The sequence below is a fragment of the Pseudomonas sp. FG86 genome, assembly GCF_057808775.1.
Window position 1 is genome coordinate 1 of sequence record NZ_JBMDIS010000107.1, and the last position, 19281, is coordinate 19281.

Below are 19281 nucleotides of genomic sequence, written 5' to 3' on the forward strand. Positions count from 1 at the left end.
TGGTTACTTTGGGGCTCTTTTCCAAAGTGACCCGCCGTAAGGGCGGAACCGCCAGCCGCCGTTACCGCAGCAACGGATATGTACTCAACCCCCCCGAAAAAAAACCTCACCCCGCCTGCCGCAAATGCTCCATCGCCCAAACCGCCGCCTCCACCCGCGACCGCAACCCCAACTTATGCAGCAAATTCTTCACATGCACCTTCACCGTCCCCTCGGTAATCCCCAACTTATGCCCGATCACCTTGTTGCTATGCCCACTGGCAATCGTCTTCAACACCTGCCGCTCCCGCTCGGTCAACTCCACCGCCGCATGGGGTTGCGGCGAGCGCAGGGCCTGGGCCAGGACCCGCGTCAACCCAGGGCTGATCACCAAGGCACCCTGCAAGGCATCGCGGATGAACTGGACGACCAACTCCGGCTCCATGTCCTTGAGCAGGTACCCGTTGGCATCCAGGCGCAGGGCATCGCGAATATCGTCTTCAGCGTCGGACACCGTAAACAGCAACACCTTGCCCGCATAGTTCATGGCCCGCAGGCGGCGCAGGGTTTCCAGGCCGTTCATTTGCGGCATGTTGTTGTCCAGCAGCACCAGGTCCGGTTGCAGCGTGTCGATCTGGTCCAGGGCTTCCTGGCCATTACCGGCCTCGCCGACCACTTGCAAGTCGTCTTCCAGTTCCAGCATCTGGCGCATGCCGTGGCGCATCATCGGGTGGTCGTCGACTAGCAGGATGCGGTGGCGAGTGGGTGTGTTCATGCGTGGGTGCCTTGTAGAGGTTGCCCGAGGAATTCCGGGTGAAAACGCAATTGCACGCGCGTGCCCTGGGGCTCGCGTGGGCTGATGTCGAGTTGGCCGTGCAGGCTGCGTGCGCGCTCGTCCATGATGGTCAGGCCGTGGTGTTCACGTTGATCGACGTCGCCGCAAAAACCACGGCCGTCGTCTTCGATGCACAGGCTGACGGTCTCGCCCTCCTGGCGCAGTTGCAGCCAGGCGTTTTGCGCATGGGCGTGGCGCAGGCAATTGGACAGGGCTTCGCGGGTGATTTGCAGCAAGTGGATCTGCTCACTGGCCGATAGCTGGAAGGCCAGGGCGTCGACGTGCAGGTGGACCTGGAATTCGCCGCGCCGGGAAAACTCTTCAGCGGTGTCCTGCAGTTCCTGCACCAGCCCGGCATCGTGGATTTGCAGGCGGAAGGTGGTGAGCAACTCACGCAGTTGCCGGTAGGCATTGTTCAGGCCGTCGCGCAGCTCGGCGGTGACGGTGGCCAGGGTCTCCACCGGTTCGCCGCGGCGGATCAGGGTTTGCATGCGGCTGACTTGCAGCTTCATGTACGACAGCGCCTGGGCCAGGGAGTCGTGCAGTTCGCGGGCGATGATGGTGCGTTCGTCGAGCAGCAGCAAGCGGTGGTCCTGCTCGCGCTGGCGCTTGAGGGACAGTGAGGTGCCGATCAGGTTGGCCAGGGCCTGGATCAGTTGTTTCTCCCAGTCCTGGGGCGCATGGCCGTCGATGAAGTGGGCCTTGAGTTCGCCCAGTTCCGAGCCCTGGTTGCTGATGCTGAACACCTGGGGCGGCGCGACCTTGTGTTTCTGGCAGGTCGCGCAGTCGCCGATGGCGCAGACGTTGCGGCTGTCGCCGCCATGCAGGGCGAGCATCTGCTGGGCCGGTGCGAGGAAGTGGCCTTGCAGGCACAGCGACAGGCGCAGCCCCGGCAGGCGCTTCTGGAAGCGTCGGATCAGTTCATCCAGGCCCTCGGCATTCGCCAGGCGCGTGGCCAGGCTGCGGCTGCTCTGGTAGAGCAACTCGAGGGCGGCGTTGGCCTGTTGCAGGTTGAGGGTCTTGAGGCGCACCTGGCTTTCCAGGGTGCGGTGGGAGGCTTCGATGGTTTCGGCCATGGTGTTGAAGCTCAGGGCCAGTTGCCCCAGTTCATCCTCGGAACGGTGGTTGACCCGGGTCTTGAAGTCGCCGTCGCGAAAGCGCCGGGTGGCCTGCACCAGCTCCTGCAAGGGGTTGACCACGCCGTATTGCAGTTCATACAGGCCGATCAACAGGATGATCAGGGTGCTGAACAGCGCCAGGCCCTGGATGCCTTGTTGCCAGCCTTGTTTGTGTTCGCTCTGTTGCTGCAACAGGCTGACGAATTGATTCAATTGCTCGACGAACCCCGGTGCGCTGGCCTGGAACAGGGCGGCGTCACCCCGTGCCAGGGCCGGGCGCAGGTCGTCGTGCCAGCGTTGCTGGATCTGTTGGTAGCTTTGCAACAACGCACTGCGCGGGCCGTCTTCGAGCACGGCCTTGAGCGACTGGCTATCGAGACGCCCTTGCAGGCTTTGGGTGATGCTGTCGATCTCGTCGGCCGGTGCGCCGGCGGCGAGCTTCCAGCTCAGGTGGTAGGTCTCCATGCGCACCGAGCCTGCGGTATTGATCGCGGCGGCGTCGCCCTGGCTGAACCAGGCGATCAAGCCGGCACTCAAGGAACTGGCGAGCGCGAGGATCGCGATCAGGATCACGGCCAGGCCGGCACGGGCGGGCAGGGAACTGCGCAGCCAGCTAAACACGGCGGCGTAATCGAAGGAGGGGGGACGTCTGCATGGCGGCACCAAAAAGGGCAAAAAGGGCTGGAACACCGCAATCCCTGGCGCACTACCTCTAAAGAATTGCCGGCAAACCCTCCCACGGGAAAACACCGGCACAAGAGACCAATCCATTGATAAATAAAGACTTTCTCTTGTTGTTCGAACTACCTCCTTAGAGGTAGGTGGGGCCAGCATAGCCCGATACCCCCCAGGCGGACGTTGATCTGCGTCAAGTTCCAAGGGGGGCCCGCCCCTAACCTGCGCTCATGGAATCACTTTCTGGAGCGCGTACCGTGACTCAACCCCGTATAAGACAAGGCCTGGTGCTGGGCATGAGCACACTGGCTTTCACCGTCTGCTTTATGGTGTGGATGATGTTCGCCGTGTTGGGCGTCCCCATCAAAGAGCTGTTGCAACTCAACGAAACCCAGTTCGGCCTGTTGGCCGCCACGCCGGTGTTGACCGGTTCCCTGGTGCGCCTGCCGCTGGGCCTGCTGACTGACCGTTTCGGCGGGCGCATCGTGTTCTTCCTGCTGATGCTCGCGTGTGTGTTGCCGCTGTACCTGATCACTTACGCCACCGCCTATTGGCAGTTCCTGGTCCTGGGCCTGTTCGTCGGCCTGGCTGGTGGCTCGTTCTCGGTGGGCATCGCCTACGTTGCCAAATGGTTCGACAAGGACAACCAGGGCTTCGCCATGGGGGTGTTTGGCGCCGGCAACGCGGGCGCCGCCGTGACCAAGTTTCTGGCCCCGGCGCTGATCGCCCTCGGCACCTGGCACCTGGTGCCCAAGGTGTTCGGCGCAATCCTGTTTATCACCGCGCTGCTGTTCTGGTTTCTCACCAGCGAAAACAAGGCGCACCGCAGTGCCGGCGGCGCGACCCTGCGCCAGCAGTTGCTGTGCCTGAAAGACCCGGCCGTGTGGCGCTACTGCCAGTACTACTCGATTGTGTTCGGCGGCTACGTGGCCCTGGCGCTGTGGATGACCAAGTACTACGTGCAGGAATACGGTTTCAGCCTGCAAAGCGCCGCACTGCTGGCCGCGTGTTTCTCGCTGCCCGGTGGCGTGCTGCGTGCGGTGGGCGGTTGGATGTCGGATCGCTGGGGCGCGCAAAGCGTGACCTGGTGGGTGTTGTGGGTGAGCTGGATCTGCCTGTTCCTGCTCAGCTACCCGCAGACCCAATTGCAGGTGCAGACCGTCAACGGCCCCCTGGATTTCCATATCGGCCTCAACGCCACCCTGTTCACCGTGCTGCTGTTCGTGATGGGCATCGCCTTCGCGTTCGGCAAGGCCTCCGTATTCAAGTACATCGCCAATGACTACCCGCAGAACATGGGCGCGGTGTCCGGCATCGTCGGCCTGGCCGGTGGGCTGGGGGGCTTTGTACTGCCGATTCTGTTTGGCGCCCTGGTGGACCTCACCGGCGTGCGCTCGTCCTGCTTCATGTTGATGTACGGCGTGGTCTGGGTGTCCCTGACCTGGATGTACTTCAGCGAAATGCGCAAGCAACCGCTTTTGGGCAAAACCGCCCAACGTCTCCAAGGAGAATGAACATGTCCATCGCGCAAAAGCCCGGCTCGGGGCCGGTGATCCACGACTGGCGCCCTGAAGACCCCGCGTTCTGGGGCGCCAGCGGCAAGAAGACTGCCACCCGCAACCTGTGGATCTCGATCCCTGCGCTGTTGCTGGCCTTCGCCGTGTGGATGGTGTGGAGCACGGTGATCGTGCGCCTGAACGCCATCGGCTTTACGTTCACCACTGACCAGCTGTTCTGGCTGGCGGCGTTGCCGGGCCTGTCCGGCGCGACCTTGCGGGTGTTCTACTCGTTCATGGTGCCGATCTTCGGCGGCCGCCGCTGGACCGCCTTGAGCACCGCATCGCTGCTGCTACCGTCGCTGTGGATGGGCTTTGCGGTGCAAGACCCCAACACCCCCTACAGCGTGTTCGTACTGATCGCGTTGCTGTGCGGTTTCGGCGGCGGCAACTTCGCCTCGAGCATGTCCAACATCAGCTTCTTCTACCCCAAGTCGCAGCAGGGCACGGCCCTGGGCCTGAACGCCGGCCTCGGCAACCTTGGGGTGTCGGTGATGCAGTTCTGCGTGCCGCTGGTGATCACTTTCGGCGTGTTCGGCCTGGTCGGCGGGCAACCGCAAACCTTGCCGGATGGCAGTCAACTCTGGCTGCAGAACGCCGGTTTTATCTGGGTGCCGTTTATCCTCACCGTCACCGTGGCGGCCTGGTTCGGCATGAATGACCTGTCCAGCGCCCGTGCCTCGTTCAGCGAGCAGGCGGTGATCTTCAAGCGCAAGCACAACTGGCTGATGTGCTGGTTGTACCTGGCCACCTTCGGTTCGTTCATCGGCTTTTCGGCGGCGTTCCCCCTGCTGATCAAGACTTCGTTCCCCGACGTGGTAGCGCTGAAATTCGCCTTCCTCGGGCCTCTGGTCGGCGCACTGGTACGCCCACTGGGCGGCTGGCTGGCGGACAAGTTGGGCGGTGCACGGGTGACCTTGTGGAACTTCGTGCTGATGATCGTGATGGTGTTCGGTGTGTTGCACTTCCTGCCCGAAAACGGCCAGGGCGGCAGCTTCTATGGCTTCCTCGGCATGTTCATGCTGCTGTTCATCACCACCGGCGTGGGCAATGGCTCCACCTTCCGCATGATCCCGGTGATCTTCCGCACCCAGCACGAAAAGGCCAGCGCCGGTAAATCCGCTGCCGAACGCGAGCAAGCGCTCAAGGACGCCGGCAAGGAATCCGCCGCCGTACTCGGCTTCAGTTCGGCCATGGGCGCCTTCGGTGCGTTCTTCATTCCCAAATCCTTCGGCACCTCGATGGCCGCCACCGGCAGCCCGGCGATGGCCTTCTACATGTTTGTCGGTTTCTACCTGAGCTGCATTGTCGTGACCTGGTGGTGGTACGCCCGCAAAGGCTGCGCCACTCCTTGCTGATCGACCACGAATTCGCCGGGGCAACGTACCCCACGGCACGCCTGATGAGGAAAACATCATGAGTCACTTGCTGGATCAACTGCGGTTCTTCAACCGTAAGCAAAACGAATTCTCCGAGGGTCACGGCGAGACCCGCAAGGAGTCCCGCGACTGGGAGAACGTCTATCGCTCGCGCTGGCAGTACGACAAGATCGTACGCTCCACCCACGGCGTGAACTGCACCGGCTCCTGCTCGTGGAAGATCTACGTGAAGAACGGCCTGATCACCTGGGAAACCCAGCAGACCGACTACCCGCGCACCCGCAACGACTTGCCCAACCATGAGCCGCGCGGCTGCCCGCGGGGTGCCAGCTACAGCTGGTACATCTACAGCGCCAACCGCCTCAAGTACCCGAAGATCCGCAAGCCGTTGCTCAAGCTATGGCGTGAAGCGCGCCTGACCCTGCCACCGGTCGAGGCGTGGGCGAGCATTGTCGAGGACAAGGTCAAGGCCGACTCGTACAAGAGCAAGCGCGGCATGGGCGGTTTCATTCGCTCGAACTGGGAGGAGGTCAACGAGATCATCGCTGCCTCCAACGTCTACACCATCAAGCAATACGGCCCGGACCGCATCGTCGGTTTCTCGCCGATCCCGGCCATGTCCATGGTCAGCTACGCGGCGGGTTCGCGTTACCTGTCGCTGATCGGCGGCGTGTGCCTGAGCTTCTACGACTGGTACTGCGACTTGCCACCGGCCTCGCCGATGGTCTGGGGCGAGCAGACCGACGTGCCGGAATCGGCCGACTGGTACAACTCCAACTACATCATCGCCTGGGGTTCCAACGTCCCGCAGACCCGTACCCCGGATGCGCACTTCTTCACCGAGGTGCGTTACAAGGGCACCAAGACCGTGGCCATCACCCCCGACTATTCGGAAGTGGCCAAGCTCACCGACCTGTGGCTCAACCCCAAGCAGGGCACCGACGCCGCGTTGGCCCAGGCCTTCAACCATGTGATCTTCAAGGAATTTCACCTGGACAAACCGAGCGCCTACTTCACCGACTACGCCAAGCGCTTCACCGACTTGCCGGTGCTGGTGATGCTCAAGCCGATGACCGGTTTTGCCCCCGGCGCCGGCTTCCAGCCTGACCGCTTCCTGCGGGCCTCGGACCTGACCGGCAACCTCGGCCAGGACAACAACCCGGAATGGAAAACCATCGCCCTCGACGAAAGCGGCGAACTGGTCTCGCCACAAGGTTCCATCGGCTACCGCTGGGGCGAGAAGGGCAAGTGGAACATCCTCGCGAAGGAAGGCGGTGAAGGCCGCGCCATCGACCTGAAACTCAGCCTGATCGGTGACGACGTCGCCGAAGTGGCGTTCCCGTATTTTGCCGGCGAAGCCCACGAACACTTCCAGCACGTGGCCGGCGATGCCGTGCAGTTCCGCCGCGTGCCGGTGCACAGCGTGACCCTGGCCGACGGCAGCGTGGCCAAAGTGGCGACGGTGTTCGACTTGTCCGCCGCCAACCTGGCCATCGACCGTGGCCTGGGCGGCCAGAACGTGGCCAAGGACTACGACGACGCCAGCGTGCCGGGCACCCCGGCGTGGCAGGAAGCGATCACCGGCGTCAGCCGCGAGAAAGCCATCCAGATCGCCCGTGAGTTCGCCGACAACGCCGACAAGACCAAGGGGCGCTCGATGATCATCGTCGGCGCGGCGATGAACCACTGGTACCACATGGACATGAACTACCGCGGGCTGATCAACATGCTCATGCTCTGCGGTTGCGTCGGCCAGACCGGCGGCGGTTGGGCCCACTATGTCGGCCAGGAAAAACTGCGCCCGCAATGCGGCTGGCTGCCCCTGGCCTTCGGCCTGGACTGGAACCGCCCACCGCGCCAGATGAACGGCACCAGCTTCTTCTATGGCCACAGTTCGCAATGGCGCCACGAGAAAATGAGCATGCACGATGTGCTCTCGCCACTGGCCGACAAGTCGCAGTTCCCGGAACACGCCCTGGATTACAACATCCGCGCCGAACGCGCCGGCTGGTTGCCCAGCGCGCCGCAACTGAACACCAACCCGCTGCACATCTGCCGTGACGCGGCCGCCGCTGGCATGACGCCGAAAGACTACGTGGTCAAATCCTGGCAGGACGGCAGCCTGCGCTTTGCCTGCGAACAACCGGACAGCCCGGTGAACTTCCCGCGCAATATGTTTATCTGGCGCTCCAACCTGCTCGGTTCGTCGGGCAAGGGCCATGAGTACATGCTCAAGTACCTGTTGGGCACCAAGAACGGCGTGATGAACGAAGACATCGGCCACAGCACCGAGTGCAAACCGACCGAAGCCGAATGGGTCGAAGACGGCGCCATCGGCAAGCTCGACCTGGTGACCACCCTGGACTTCCGCATGTCCTCCACCTGCGTGTATTCCGACATTGTCTTGCCGACCGCCACCTGGTACGAAAAAGACGACATGAACACCTCGGACATGCACCCGTTCATCCACCCGTTGTCGGCCGCCATCGACCCGGCGTGGGAGTCGCGCTCCGACTGGGAAATCTACAAGGGCATCGCCAAGGCATTCTCGGCCATGTCGGTCGGCCACCTGGGCGTCGAGCAAGACCTGGTTACCGTACCGCTGATGCACGACAGCGTCGGCGAACTGGCCCAGCCGTTTGGCGGCACCGACTGGAAAAGCGCCGGTGTGGCGCCGGTTCCGGGCAAGAACGCGCCGAACATGGCGGTGGTGGAACGCGACTACCCGAACATCTACAAGCAGTTCTCGTCCCTGGGCCCGATGCTGGAAAAACTCGGCAACGGCGGCAAGGGCATCAACTGGAACACCGACGAGGAAGTCGAGTTCCTCGGTGAACTCAACCACCACGAAAGCGATGCGGGCATCAGCCACGGCCGGCCGAAAATCGACACGGCCATCGACGCCGCCGAGGTGATCCTGTCCCTGGCCCCGGAAACCAACGGCAAGGTCGCCTTGAAAGCCTGGGCCGCGCTGTCGGAATTCACCGGCATCGACCACAGCCACCTGGCGATCTCCAAGGCCCACGAAGCGATTCGCTTCCGCGACATCCAGGCGCAGCCGCGCAAGATCATCTCCAGCCCGACCTGGTCAGGCCTGGAAGACGAGCACGTGAGCTACAACGCCGGCTACACCAACGTGCATGAAAACATCCCATGGCGCACCATCACCGGCCGCCAGCAGTTCTACCAGGATCACCCGTGGATGCAGGCGTTCGGCGAGCAGTTGATGAGCTACCGGCCACCGGTCAACACCCGCACCATCGAAGGGGTGAAGGGCAAGCGCAGCAACGGCGAGACCGAGATCGTGCTGAACTGGATCACCCCGCACCAGAAATGGGGCATCCACAGCACCTACAGCGACAACCTGCTGATGCTCACCCTGAGCCGTGGCGGACCGATTGTGTGGCTCTCGGAAATCGACGCCAAGCGCGCCGGCATCGAAGACAACGACTGGATCGAATGCTTCAACGTCAACGGCGCCTTGACCGCCCGTGCGGTGGTCAGCCAGCGCGTGAAGGAAGGCATGGTGATGATGTATCACGCCCAGGAACGCATCGTGAACGTGCCCGGTTCGGAAACCACCAAGACCCGTGGCGGCCACCACAACTCGGTGACCCGCGTGGTGCTCAAGCCGACCCACATGATCGGCGGCTATGCCCAGCAGGCCTACGGTTTCAACTATTACGGCACGGTCGGTTGCAACCGCGACGAGTTCGTCGTGGTGCGCAAGATGGCCAAGGTCGACTGGCTCGATGGCTCTACCGGCAATGACCTGCCGCGCCCATTGCCGACTGATATCGAGGAGAACTGAGATGAAGATTCGCTCACAGATCGGCATGGTCCTCAACCTGGACAAATGCATCGGTTGCCACACCTGTTCCATCACCTGCAAAAACGTGTGGACCAGCCGTGAAGGCATGGAGTACGCCTGGTTCAACAACGTTGAATCCAAACCCGGTATCGGCTACCCGAAAGAATGGGAAAACCAGGACAAGTGGAAGGGCGGCTGGATTCGCAACGCCAACGGCTCGATCAACCCACGCATTGGCGGCAAGTTCCGCGTGTTGGCGAACATCTTCGCCAACCCCGACCTGCCGAGCCTGGACGACTACTACGAACCGTTCGATTTCGACTATCAGCACCTGCACACCGCACCGTTGGGCGAGCACCAGCCGACCGCACGCCCGCGTTCGCTGGTGTCCGGCAAGCGTATGGAAAAGATCGAGTGGGGCCCCAACTGGGAGGAAATCCTCGGCACCGAGTTCGCCAAGCGCCGCAAGGATAAGAACTTCGACCAGATCCAGGCCGACATTTATGGCGAGTACGAAAACACCTTCATGATGTACCTGCCGCGCCTGTGCGAGCACTGCCTCAACCCGGCGTGTGCGGCATCGTGCCCGAGCGGTGCGATCTACAAGCGTGAAGAAGACGGCATTGTGCTGATCGACCAGGAAAAGTGCCGGGGCTGGCGCATGTGCATCAGCGGCTGCCCGTACAAGAAGATCTACTTCAACTGGAAGAGCGGCAAGTCCGAGAAGTGCATCTTCTGCTACCCGCGTATCGAAGCCGGTATGCCGACCGTGTGCGCCGAAACCTGTGTGGGGCGGATTCGCTACCTCGGCGTGCTGTTGTACGACGCCGACCGCATCAGCGAAGTGGCGAGCACGGCCAATGAGCAGGACCTCTACGAGAAACAGCTGGAAATCTTCCTCGACCCGAATGACCCGGCGGTGATTCGCCAGGCCCTGGCCGATGGCGTGCCGCAGTCGGTGATCGACTCGGCCCAGCGTTCGCCGGTGTACAAAATGGCCGTGGATTGGAAACTCGCGCTGCCGCTGCACCCGGAATACCGCACCTTGCCGATGGTCTGGTACGTGCCGCCACTGTCGCCGATCCAGAACGCCGCGGCGGCTGGCACCGTGGGCATGAACGGGGTGATCCCGGATGTCGACAGCCTGCGCATTCCGCTGCGTTACCTGGCCAACCTGCTCACCGCGGGCGATGAGAAACCGGTCAAGCGTGCGCTCAAGCGCCTGTTGGCGATGCGTGCCTACAAACGCTCCCAGCAAGTCGACGGCGTGCAGGACCTGCAAGTGCTCGAAGACGTCGGCCTGAGCGTGGAACAGGTGGAAGAGATGTACCGCTACCTGGCGATCGCCAACTACGAAGACCGCTTTGTGGTGCCGAGTGCGCACCGTGAAGACGCCATGAGCGATGCGTTCGCCGAGCGCTCCGGCTGTGGTTTCAGCTTTGGCAGCGGTTGCAGCGGCAGCTCCGACACCAACATGTTCGGCGCCAAGAAGGCCAACCGCCGCGACGTGCTGAAAACCGTACAAATCTGGGAGGACTGAGCATGCGCATTCTTAAAGTGATTTCGTTGCTGCTGGACTACCCCACCGACACCCTGGTGAACGGCCGCGACGAACTGGAACAGGCGATCATCGAATCGCGGGAAATCAGCCCCAAGCAGCGCGGCGCATTGTTCGAGTTGCTGGAGCTGATCTGCGCCAATGACTTGATGGACGGTCAGGAACACTACGGTGCGTTGTTTGGCCGGGGGCGTTCGCTGTCGTTGCTGTTGTTCGAGCACGTGCATGGCGAGTCCCGCGACCGCGGCCAGGCCATGGTCGACATGATGGCCCAGTACGAAGAGGCCGGGTTTGCCATCGGTGTCAAGGAGCTGCCGGACTACATCCCGTTGTACCTGGAGTTCCTCTCCACCCGTGAAGACATCGAGGCCCGCGAGGGCCTGGCGGATGTGGCGCACCTGTTGGCCTTGCTCGCCGCGCGGCTGGAAGAGCGCGAGAGCGGCTATGCCAGTTGCTTCCGTGCGCTGTTGCAGATTGCCGGCGCCGAGCCGCACCAGGCCGTGGCCGAACTGCGTGCCCAGGTCGCCGCCGAACCGCGTGACGACTCCCTCGAAGCCCTGGACAAAATCTGGGAAGAGGAAGCGGTGGACTTCATGCAGGCCGAGCAGCAGGACCGTTGCAGTTCGATGCCCAGCGCACCAGGCAAGGCCCGCGAAGAAAGCGCGGTGCCGTTGCACTGGGTGGATTTTCAGCAAGAAGGGCGGGCCACAGCGCCGGCCGGGGAGGTGGGTAATGTCTAAGTGGAATTTGCTGGTATTCGGGATCTATCCCTATGTCGCCCTGGCGATCTGCCTGTTGGGCAGTTGGGCGCGGTTCGACCTGTCGCAGTACACCTGGAAGGCCGGCTCCAGCCAAATGCTCAACAACCGTGGCATGCGCGTGGCGAGCAACTTCTTCCACATTGGCGTGCTGTTCGTGCTGGCCGGGCATTTTGTCGGCCTGTTGACCCCGGCGTCGGTCTATCACCATGTGATCAGCACCGAGCACAAGCAGTTGCTGGCGATGGTCTCCGGTGGCTTCTTCGGCCTGCTGTGCCTGGTGGGCCTGCTGATGCTGGTCAAGCGTCGCCTGGGTGACCCGCGTGTACGGGCCACGTCAAGCCCGTCGGACATCCTGATCCTGCTGGTGTTGCTCGCGCAGTTGGTGCTCGGCTTGCTGACCATTGTCGCCTCCACCGGGCATATGGACGGTTCGGTGATGGTGATGCTCGCCGACTGGGCGCAGAACGTGGTGCTGTTGCGGCCGATGGACGCGGCGGCTTCGATCGAGCCGGTCAGCCTGATCTACAAGGCCCATGTGGCGCTGGGCTTGACCCTGTTCGTGCTGTTCCCGTTTACCCGCTTGGTGCATATGGTCAGCGCGCCGATCTGGTACCTGGGGCGTCGTTATCAAATCGTGCGGCAGAAGTATTGAGGAGAACGTCATGACTACAGGATGCGGATGTGGTGGCGGGAATGGCGGCAGCGGTGGTTGCGGCTCGTCGGTCAAGGAGCCGGTGATTGCCGAGGTGGCGGCCCAGGCTTCGTTCGAGGAGCTCAAGGCGCCGGAACTGATCGCCAGCAGTGAACAGGAATGGCCGATCGTCAGCGTCAACGGCGTGCCAGTCACGCCCGAGGCCATGGCCCTGGAATTGCAATATCACCCGGCTGAAAGTCGCGAGGAAGCGGTGTACCTGGCCGCCCGCGCACTGGTGATCCGCGAGCTGTTGCAGCAACGGATCGCCGAGCTGGGCCTAGCGGTGCAGATCGCCGCCGGCGAGAACGAAGAAGAAGCGGCCACGCGCCTGTTGCTGGAGCGTGAGGTCAAGGTGCCTGAGTGTGACGAGGCCACCTGTGTGCGCTATTTCGAGAACAACCGCGGGCGCTTTCACAGCGCGCCGCTGCTGGCGGTGCGGCACATTCTGCTTGAATGCGCGCCGGACGATGCCGACGCACGCCACCTGGCGCACACCCAGGCGGAAATCCTGCTGCTGACCCTGGAAGAGCAGCCTGGCCAATTTGCCGAGCTGGCCCTCAAGTATTCGGCGTGCCCGTCCAAGGCCCAGGGTGGTTCGTTGGGCCAGGTGAGCAAGGGGCAAACCGTGCCCGAACTGGAGCGCCAGCTGTTCACCCTGGCCCCGGGCCTGGCCGGCAAGCCGCTGGAGAGTCGTTATGGCTGGCATGTGATCAGTGTCGACCAACGTATCGAAGGCCAGCCGCTGCCGTATGAAGCGGTGGCGGTCGCGATCCGCACCCAGTTGCAGCAGGGCGTGTGGCAGAAGGCATTGGTGCAGTACCTGCAAACCCTGATCGGCGCGGCGGACATCCGCGGCATCGCGCTGCAGGGCGCCGACTCGCCGTTGGTGCAGTGACATGAGCCTGGTGGATGGGGTGGGCCGTTCGATCGATTACCTGCGCTTGTCGGTGACCGACCGCTGTGATTTTCGCTGTGTGTATTGCATGGCCAAAACCATGACGTTCCTGCCGCGCCAGCAGGTGTTGACCCTGGAAGAGCTGGAACGCCTGGCGGCGCTGTTTGTCCGCCAAGGCGTGCGCAAGATCCGCCTCACCGGCGGCGAACCGTTGATCCGCCCGGGCATTGTCGGGCTGTGCCGCAACATCGCGGCACTGCCGGGCTTGCGCGAACTGGTGATGACCAGCAACGGCTCGCAGCTGGCGCGACTCGCACAGCCGTTGGTGGAGGCGGGGGTCAAGCGCATGAACATCAGCCTCGACAGTCTGGATGACGCGCGGTTTCGTGCGATTACCCGCAATGGCGACTTGCAGCAGGTGCTCGCGGGGATCAAGGCGGCCAGCCAAGCGGGGTTCGAACGGGTCAAGCTCAATTGCGTGGTGATGAAGGGACGCAACTTCGACGAAGTGCCGGCGCTGGTGCAGTTCGCCATCGACCAGGGCATCGACATCAGTTTTATCGAGGAAATGCCCCTGGGGGATGTAGGGCGCTCGCGGGGCGAGACGTTCTGCTCCAGTGATGAAGTGCGGGCGGTGATTGCCCGTGAGCATGGGTTGATTGATAGCACCGAGAACAGCGGAGGCCCCGCGCGGTATGTGCGGTTGGCGGGGCATCCGGGCACCCGGGTGGGGTTTATTTCGCCTAATTCGCATAATTTTTGTGGAAGTTGCAATCGGGTACGAATGACGGTGGAGGGGCAGTTGCTGTTGTGTCTGGGGCAGGAGGATGCGCTGGATTTTCGCGCTTTGCTGCGGCGCTATCCGCTGGATGACGGGCCGTTGATCGCGGCGTTGCACAAGGGTTTGAAAGGCAAGCCGCTGCGACATGATTTCACGGGGGCGGGGGAGGTGCAGGTGGTGCGGTTTATGAATATGAGTGGGGGTTGATTTGAGATCAAAAGCCAAAGCGCGGCGGCCATAGAGCCGACCGGTGTCGGGTCTGGTGTACTCGGTGGGGGCTTGCCCTCCGATGAGGGAGTGTCAGTGGATGCATCTATGGCTGACCCACCGCCATCGGGGGCAAGCCCCCTCCCACAAAAACGGATATGCCCCCCCAATCAAAAAACCTTGACCCCGATCAAGGGAAACCCGCCCCATTCTCCGTAACCTCACTGCATCTTGTGTCTATCTATCCAAAAACATCTATATGTAGTGTCTGGAGCCCGGAAATGCAAAGCACGCTCACCCCGCTGGTCAGCACCCGCCTACACAAACGCGACGGCAGCCTGGTCCCCTTCGACGCCGAAAAAATCCGTCAGGCGCTGATCGCCGCCGGCACCGCTACCGGCGAGTACCAAGCTGCCGATGTCGACCTGTTATTGGGTGCCGTCCTGGCCCGCCTCAGGGGTATCGAACAGCTGGATGTCGAACAGATCCAGGACAGCGTCGAACGTGTGCTGATGGACGCCGGTTACTTCCTGTCGATGCGCGCCTATATCGTCTACCGCGAACAACACGGCCGCCTGCGCCGCGACCGCAAGACCCTGGTGGAAGTCGCCACCTCGATGAACGAATACCTCGACCGTGAAGACTGGCGCGTGCAGGCCAATGCCAACCAAGGCTATTCCCTCGGTGGGCTGGTGTTGAACGTGTCGGGCAAGGTCACCGCCAACTATTGGCTGGACGAGGTCTACAGCCAGCAGATCGGCCGCGCCCACCGTGAGGCGGACCTGCATATCCATGACCTGGACATGCTCGCCGGCTATTGTGCCGGCTGGTCGTTGCGCTCGCTGCTGCACGAGGGCCTCAACGGCGTGCCGGGGCGTATCGAAGCCGGGCCGCCTAAGCACTTGAGCAGCGCCCTGGGGCAGATGGTCAATTTCCTCGGCACCCTGCAAAACGAATGGGCCGGCGCCCAGGCGTTCAGTTCATTCGATACGTACCTGGCGCCCTATGTGCGCAAGGACCAACTGAGCTACCCCGAAGTGCGCCAGGCGGTGCAGGAGTTCATCTACAACCTCAACGTGCCGTCGCGCTGGGGCACCCAGACGCCGTTTACCAACCTGACCTTCGACTGGGTATGCCCGGAAGATTTGCGTGAGCAGGTACCGGTGATCGGCGGTGAGGAAATGCCGTTCGCCTATGGCGATCTGCAAACGGAAATGGAGCTGATCAACCGGGCCTACATCGAAGTGATGCAGGCCGGCGATGCCAAGGGCCGTGTGTTCACCTTCCCGATCCCCACCTACAACATCACCCACGATTTCCCCTGGGACAGCGAGAACGCCGACCGCCTGTTCGAGATGACTGCGCGCTATGGCCTGCCGTATTTCCAGAATTTCCTCAATTCCGATATGCAGCCCAACCAGGTGCGCTCGATGTGCTGCCGCCTGCAACTGGACGTGCGCGAGCTGCTCAAACGCGGCGGTGGGTTGTTCGGTTCGGCGGAGCAGACCGGCAGCCTGGGCGTGGTGACGATCAACTGCGCGCGCCTGGGTTACCTGTTCAAGGGCGACACCTCTGGCTTGCTGCAACGCCTGGACAGCCTGATGGACATGGCGATGGAAAGCCTGGAGGTCAAGCGCAAGGTGATCCAGCACCATATGGATGCCGGGCTGTACCCCTATACCAAGCGCTACCTGGGCACCTTGCGCAATCACTTCTCCACCATCGGCCTCAATGGCATGCACGAGATGCTGCGCAACTTCACCGGGGACGAGCAGGGTATGCACACCGCTGAAGGCCGTGCGTTCGCGCTCAAGTTGCTCGACCACGTGCGCGCCACCTTGCTGCGCTTCCAGGAAGAGACCGGCCATCTCTACAACCTCGAAGCCACGCCGGCCGAAGGCACCACCTACCGTTTCGCCAAGGAAGACCGCAAGCGCTACCCGGACATTCTGCAAGCCGGCAGCGTGGACGCACCGTACTACACCAACTCGTCGCAGTTGCCGGTTGGCTTTACCGAAGACCCTTTCGAAGCCCTGGAGCTGCAAGACGAACTGCAATGCAAATACACCGGCGGCACCGTGTTGCACCTGTACATGGCCGAGCAGATTTCCTCGGCCCAGGCGTGCAAGCAACTGGTGCGCAAAGCCTTGGGGCGTTTCCGCCTGCCGTACTTGACGGTGACCCCGACCTTTTCGATCTGCCCGGTCCACGGCTACCTCGCCGGCGAACATGAGTTCTGCCCCAAGTGCGATGAAGTCCTCGCGCTCGCGGCCCGTTCTTGAACCGATTTATCAACTCGCAAGGAGCTCCACCATGCAAGCATCCCAGCCACAACGTCAGCGCTGCGAAGTCTGGACCCGAGTGATGGGTTACCACCGGCCAGTGTCGGCGTTCAACCCTGGCAAACAGTCCGAGCACAAAGAGCGTGTGCACTTCACTGAAACGGCCGCCCTGGCCGGGCGCCAATGAGTCGAGCGCTACGGGTCGGGGGCATGGTGCCCCTGACCACCCTCGACTACCCCGGCATGCTCGCCTGTGTGCTGTTTTGCCAGGGCTGTGCCTGGCGCTGTCGTTACTGCCACAACCCGGACCTGATCGCACCGCGCGGTAGCGCCGAGATCGATTGGCGCCGGGTGTTGTTGTTTTTGCAGCGGCGCCAGGACCTGTTGGACGCGGTGGTGTTCAGCGGCGGTGAACCGACCTTGCAGGAAGGCTTGCCGGCGGCCATGGATGAAGTGCGCGCGATGGGCTTTCGGGTCGGCCTGCACAGTGCCGGGATCAAGCCGGCGGGCTTCGCCAATGCGTTGCGCCATGCCGACTGGGTGGGCTTCGATGTGAAGGCCCTGGCCGAGGACTGCCAATTGATCACCCAGGTCAAGGGCAGCGGTGCCGCCAACTGGCGCAGCCTGGACACCTTGCTGACCAGTGGCGTGGATTATGAATGCCGCACCACGGTGCATTGGCACCTGATTGACCCACCCCGGTTGCTGCTGCTGGCCCAGCGTTTGCAAGCCAATGGTGTCAAGCGCTTTGCCGTGCAGATGGTGCGCACGGCGACGATGCTCGATGCGCAACTGCCCAGTGTCTCCGTACAGATGGCGTTGCCAGAGTTGTGGGGCCGTTTGCGGGAGTTGTTCCCGGCATTTGTATTGCGAGGGTGACCGATCACCCCCGTCAGGATTTTTAAAGATGCTGTCCGTTTTGGGCAGGCTTTCATCAAGGAATAATGGAATGAAGCAGTTAACCACGGCGCAACGCATTGTCATCGGCTTCGCGATCGCGCCGTTGGCCCTGGTCGGTCTGGTGTTTTATGCCTTGCACGACCTGGCAACGCTCAAGCAGCAATCCGAACAAATCGTACAACAGGACTGGCCTCGCATCGCGCCGATCATGGTGATTGCCACCGGCGTGCGTGACAACGGCCGCAACACCCGTGACCTGCTGATCGACCAGGATAACCAACAGGCGCAGGCCTCTATCGGCACGACGCGCGAGCGCATTACCCAGGCCTTCGCAACCCTGGAGCCGCTGCTCGATACCGCCGAAGGCAAGGCCGCCTATGCCACCTTGAAATCCCATCGCGAAGCCTACGTGGCGGCCTTCACCCAGGTGCAGGCGCTGATCAAGCAGGGTGCCCGCGAACAGGGCCTGGCCCAGCTCAAACAGCAGGTGATGCCAGCCGAGCTGGACGTGTTCAAGAGCCTCGATGCGTTGATGGCCATGCAAGGCCGGCTGTTCACCGAGCGTGAGCAGGCGGCGCAAACCCTGTATGACGACGCGCGTCGCACGATGATCGGGCTGTTCCTGCTGTGCCTGACCCTGGTGGTGGCCGCCGCCGTGATCGTTACCCGTAGCGTCACCCGGCCATTGGGCGGCGAGCCGGACGAGGTGGCACGGGTGCTCAAGCATATCGCCAATGGTGATCTGACCATCGAGGTACCGCTGGGCAACAGTGCCGACGGCAGCGTGATGCGCAACCTGCACCTGATGCAGCAGAGTCTGAACCAGATGGTCCGGCACATCGCCGTGTCGGTGGACGGCGTGGCCAGCTCGTCGGAAGAGTTGAGCGCGGTCAGTAGCCAGACCAGCAGCAGCTTGCAGCTGCAGGGCCAGGAAATCGAACAGGCTGCCACGGCGGTCAATGAAATGACCGCCGCCGTCGACGAAGTGGCGCGCAATGCCGTGAGCACCAGCGAAGCCTCGCACCTGTCGGAGCAGACCGCCCAGCGCGGGCAGGCCCAGGTGCAGGAAACCGTGGCGTCGATCAACACCCTGGCCACCGGCGTGGTGGAGACCTCGGAGCGTATCCAGCAACTGGCTGGCCGCGTGCAAGACATCAGCGGTGTGCTGGAAGTGATCCGCAGCATTGCCGACCAGACCAATTTGCTGGCGCTGAACGCCGCTATCGAAGCCGCCCGGGCCGGCGATGCCGGACGCGGGTTTGCGGTGGTGGCCGATGAAGTGCGCGCACTGGCCCATCGCACCCAGTCTTCGACCCAGGAGATCGAACAGATGATTGGCAATATCCGCCAGGACACCGAACACGCCGTGGCCGCCATGCACAGCAGCAGCGAGCGGGTACAGGCAACCTTGGGTGTGGCCCAGCGGTCGGGAGAGGCGTTGGCGGAGATTACCCGGTCGATTTCACAGATCAACGAGCGCAACTTGATGATTGCCAGCGCCACTGAAGAACAGGCGCTGGTGGCGCGAGAAGTGGATCGGAACCTGGTGGGGATTCGGAATTTGTCGCAGCAGGTATTGCAGGGGGCCTTGCATACGGAAACCGCGGGGCATGACCTGGCAGGGATGGCCGGAGCGCTGCATCAGACCGTGGCGCGGTTCAAGGTTTAACGGGGTGGCTTAGATCAAAAGCCAAAGCGCGGCAGCCATAGAGCCGACCGGTGTCGGGTCTGGTGTACTCGGTAAAAAATGTGGGAGGGGGCTTGCCCCCGATGAGGGGGTGTCAGTCACTTATTTGTTAACTGACCCGGCGCTATCGGGGGCAAGTCGAATCGTCGCACCGCCCCTCCCA

14 protein-coding genes are annotated in these 19281 nt (G+C 62.5%); 12 read left to right on the top strand and 2 right to left on the bottom strand.

Annotated features, from left to right (window positions below; genetic code table 11):
- Positions 1 to 106: 106 nt before the first annotated feature.
- Complete coding sequence (gene narL / locus ACODSV_RS32670) at positions 107 to 754, bottom strand: two-component system response regulator NarL (protein WP_024075026.1); 648 nt, start codon at positions 752 to 754, stop codon at positions 107 to 109.
- Complete coding sequence (locus ACODSV_RS32675) at positions 751 to 2553, bottom strand: HAMP domain-containing protein (RefSeq protein ID WP_041161181.1); 1803 nt, start codon at positions 2551 to 2553, stop codon at positions 751 to 753. The genes narL and ACODSV_RS32675 overlap by 4 nt, the downstream gene beginning before the upstream one ends.
- A gap of 311 nt (positions 2554 to 2864) precedes the next feature.
- On the opposite strand from ACODSV_RS32675, the gene ACODSV_RS32680 reads away from it, so the two are divergent.
- The 12 genes from ACODSV_RS32680 (at position 2865) to ACODSV_RS32735 (ending at position 19100) form a co-directional block, all read left to right on the top strand.
- Positions 2865 to 4121, top strand: coding sequence for an MFS transporter (locus tag ACODSV_RS32680; protein ID WP_024075028.1), 1257 nt, complete (start codon positions 2865 to 2867; stop codon positions 4119 to 4121).
- A 2-nt stretch (positions 4122 to 4123) separates the two neighbouring features.
- On the top strand, positions 4124 to 5521 hold the full coding sequence (locus ACODSV_RS32685; RefSeq protein WP_024075029.1) for a NarK family nitrate/nitrite MFS transporter: 1398 nt from the start codon (positions 4124 to 4126) through the stop codon (positions 5519 to 5521).
- A gap of 58 nt (positions 5522 to 5579) precedes the next feature.
- Positions 5580 to 9353: a nitrate reductase subunit alpha gene (locus ACODSV_RS32690; protein WP_150055659.1), complete on the top strand. Its 3774-nt coding sequence runs from the start codon at positions 5580 to 5582 to the stop codon at positions 9351 to 9353.
- Position 9354: 1 nt separating this feature from the next.
- Complete coding sequence (gene narH, locus ACODSV_RS32695) at positions 9355 to 10893, top strand: nitrate reductase subunit beta (RefSeq protein ID WP_024075031.1); 1539 nt, start codon at positions 9355 to 9357, stop codon at positions 10891 to 10893.
- Between the two features lie 2 nt (positions 10894 to 10895).
- Complete coding sequence (gene narJ, locus ACODSV_RS32700; protein WP_150055660.1) at positions 10896 to 11651, top strand: nitrate reductase molybdenum cofactor assembly chaperone; 756 nt, start codon at positions 10896 to 10898, stop codon at positions 11649 to 11651.
- Positions 11644 to 12324: a respiratory nitrate reductase subunit gamma gene (gene narI / locus ACODSV_RS32705; protein ID WP_024075033.1), complete on the top strand. Its 681-nt coding sequence runs from the start codon at positions 11644 to 11646 to the stop codon at positions 12322 to 12324. Before narJ ends, narI begins: the two co-directional genes overlap by 8 nt.
- A 10-nt stretch (positions 12325 to 12334) precedes the next feature.
- Positions 12335 to 13261 (top strand): peptidylprolyl isomerase, encoded by a 927-nt coding sequence (locus tag ACODSV_RS32710; protein ID WP_150055661.1) that lies wholly within the window; start codon positions 12335 to 12337, stop codon positions 13259 to 13261.
- A 1-nt stretch (position 13262) separates the two neighbouring features.
- A complete protein-coding gene (gene moaA / locus ACODSV_RS32715; protein ID WP_024075035.1) occupies positions 13263 to 14249 on the top strand; it encodes a GTP 3',8-cyclase MoaA in 987 nt (328 codons plus the stop codon).
- Between the two features lie 281 nt (positions 14250 to 14530).
- A complete protein-coding gene (locus ACODSV_RS32720; protein WP_150056429.1) occupies positions 14531 to 16531 on the top strand; it encodes a ribonucleoside triphosphate reductase in 2001 nt (666 codons plus the stop codon).
- 31 nt (positions 16532 to 16562) lie between these two features.
- Positions 16563 to 16718 carry an anaerobic ribonucleoside-triphosphate reductase gene (gene nrdD, locus ACODSV_RS32725; protein WP_024075037.1) on the top strand — a complete coding sequence of 52 codons (156 nt, stop codon included), beginning with the start codon at positions 16563 to 16565 and terminating at the stop codon, positions 16716 to 16718.
- Positions 16715 to 17410 (top strand): anaerobic ribonucleoside-triphosphate reductase activating protein, encoded by a 696-nt coding sequence (locus ACODSV_RS32730; protein WP_150056428.1) that lies wholly within the window; start codon positions 16715 to 16717, stop codon positions 17408 to 17410. Before nrdD ends, ACODSV_RS32730 begins: the two co-directional genes overlap by 4 nt.
- Positions 17411 to 17480: 70 nt before the next feature.
- Positions 17481 to 19100, top strand: coding sequence for a methyl-accepting chemotaxis protein (locus ACODSV_RS32735; protein WP_102625204.1), 1620 nt, complete (start codon positions 17481 to 17483; stop codon positions 19098 to 19100).
- Positions 19101 to 19281 lie beyond the last annotated feature (181 nt).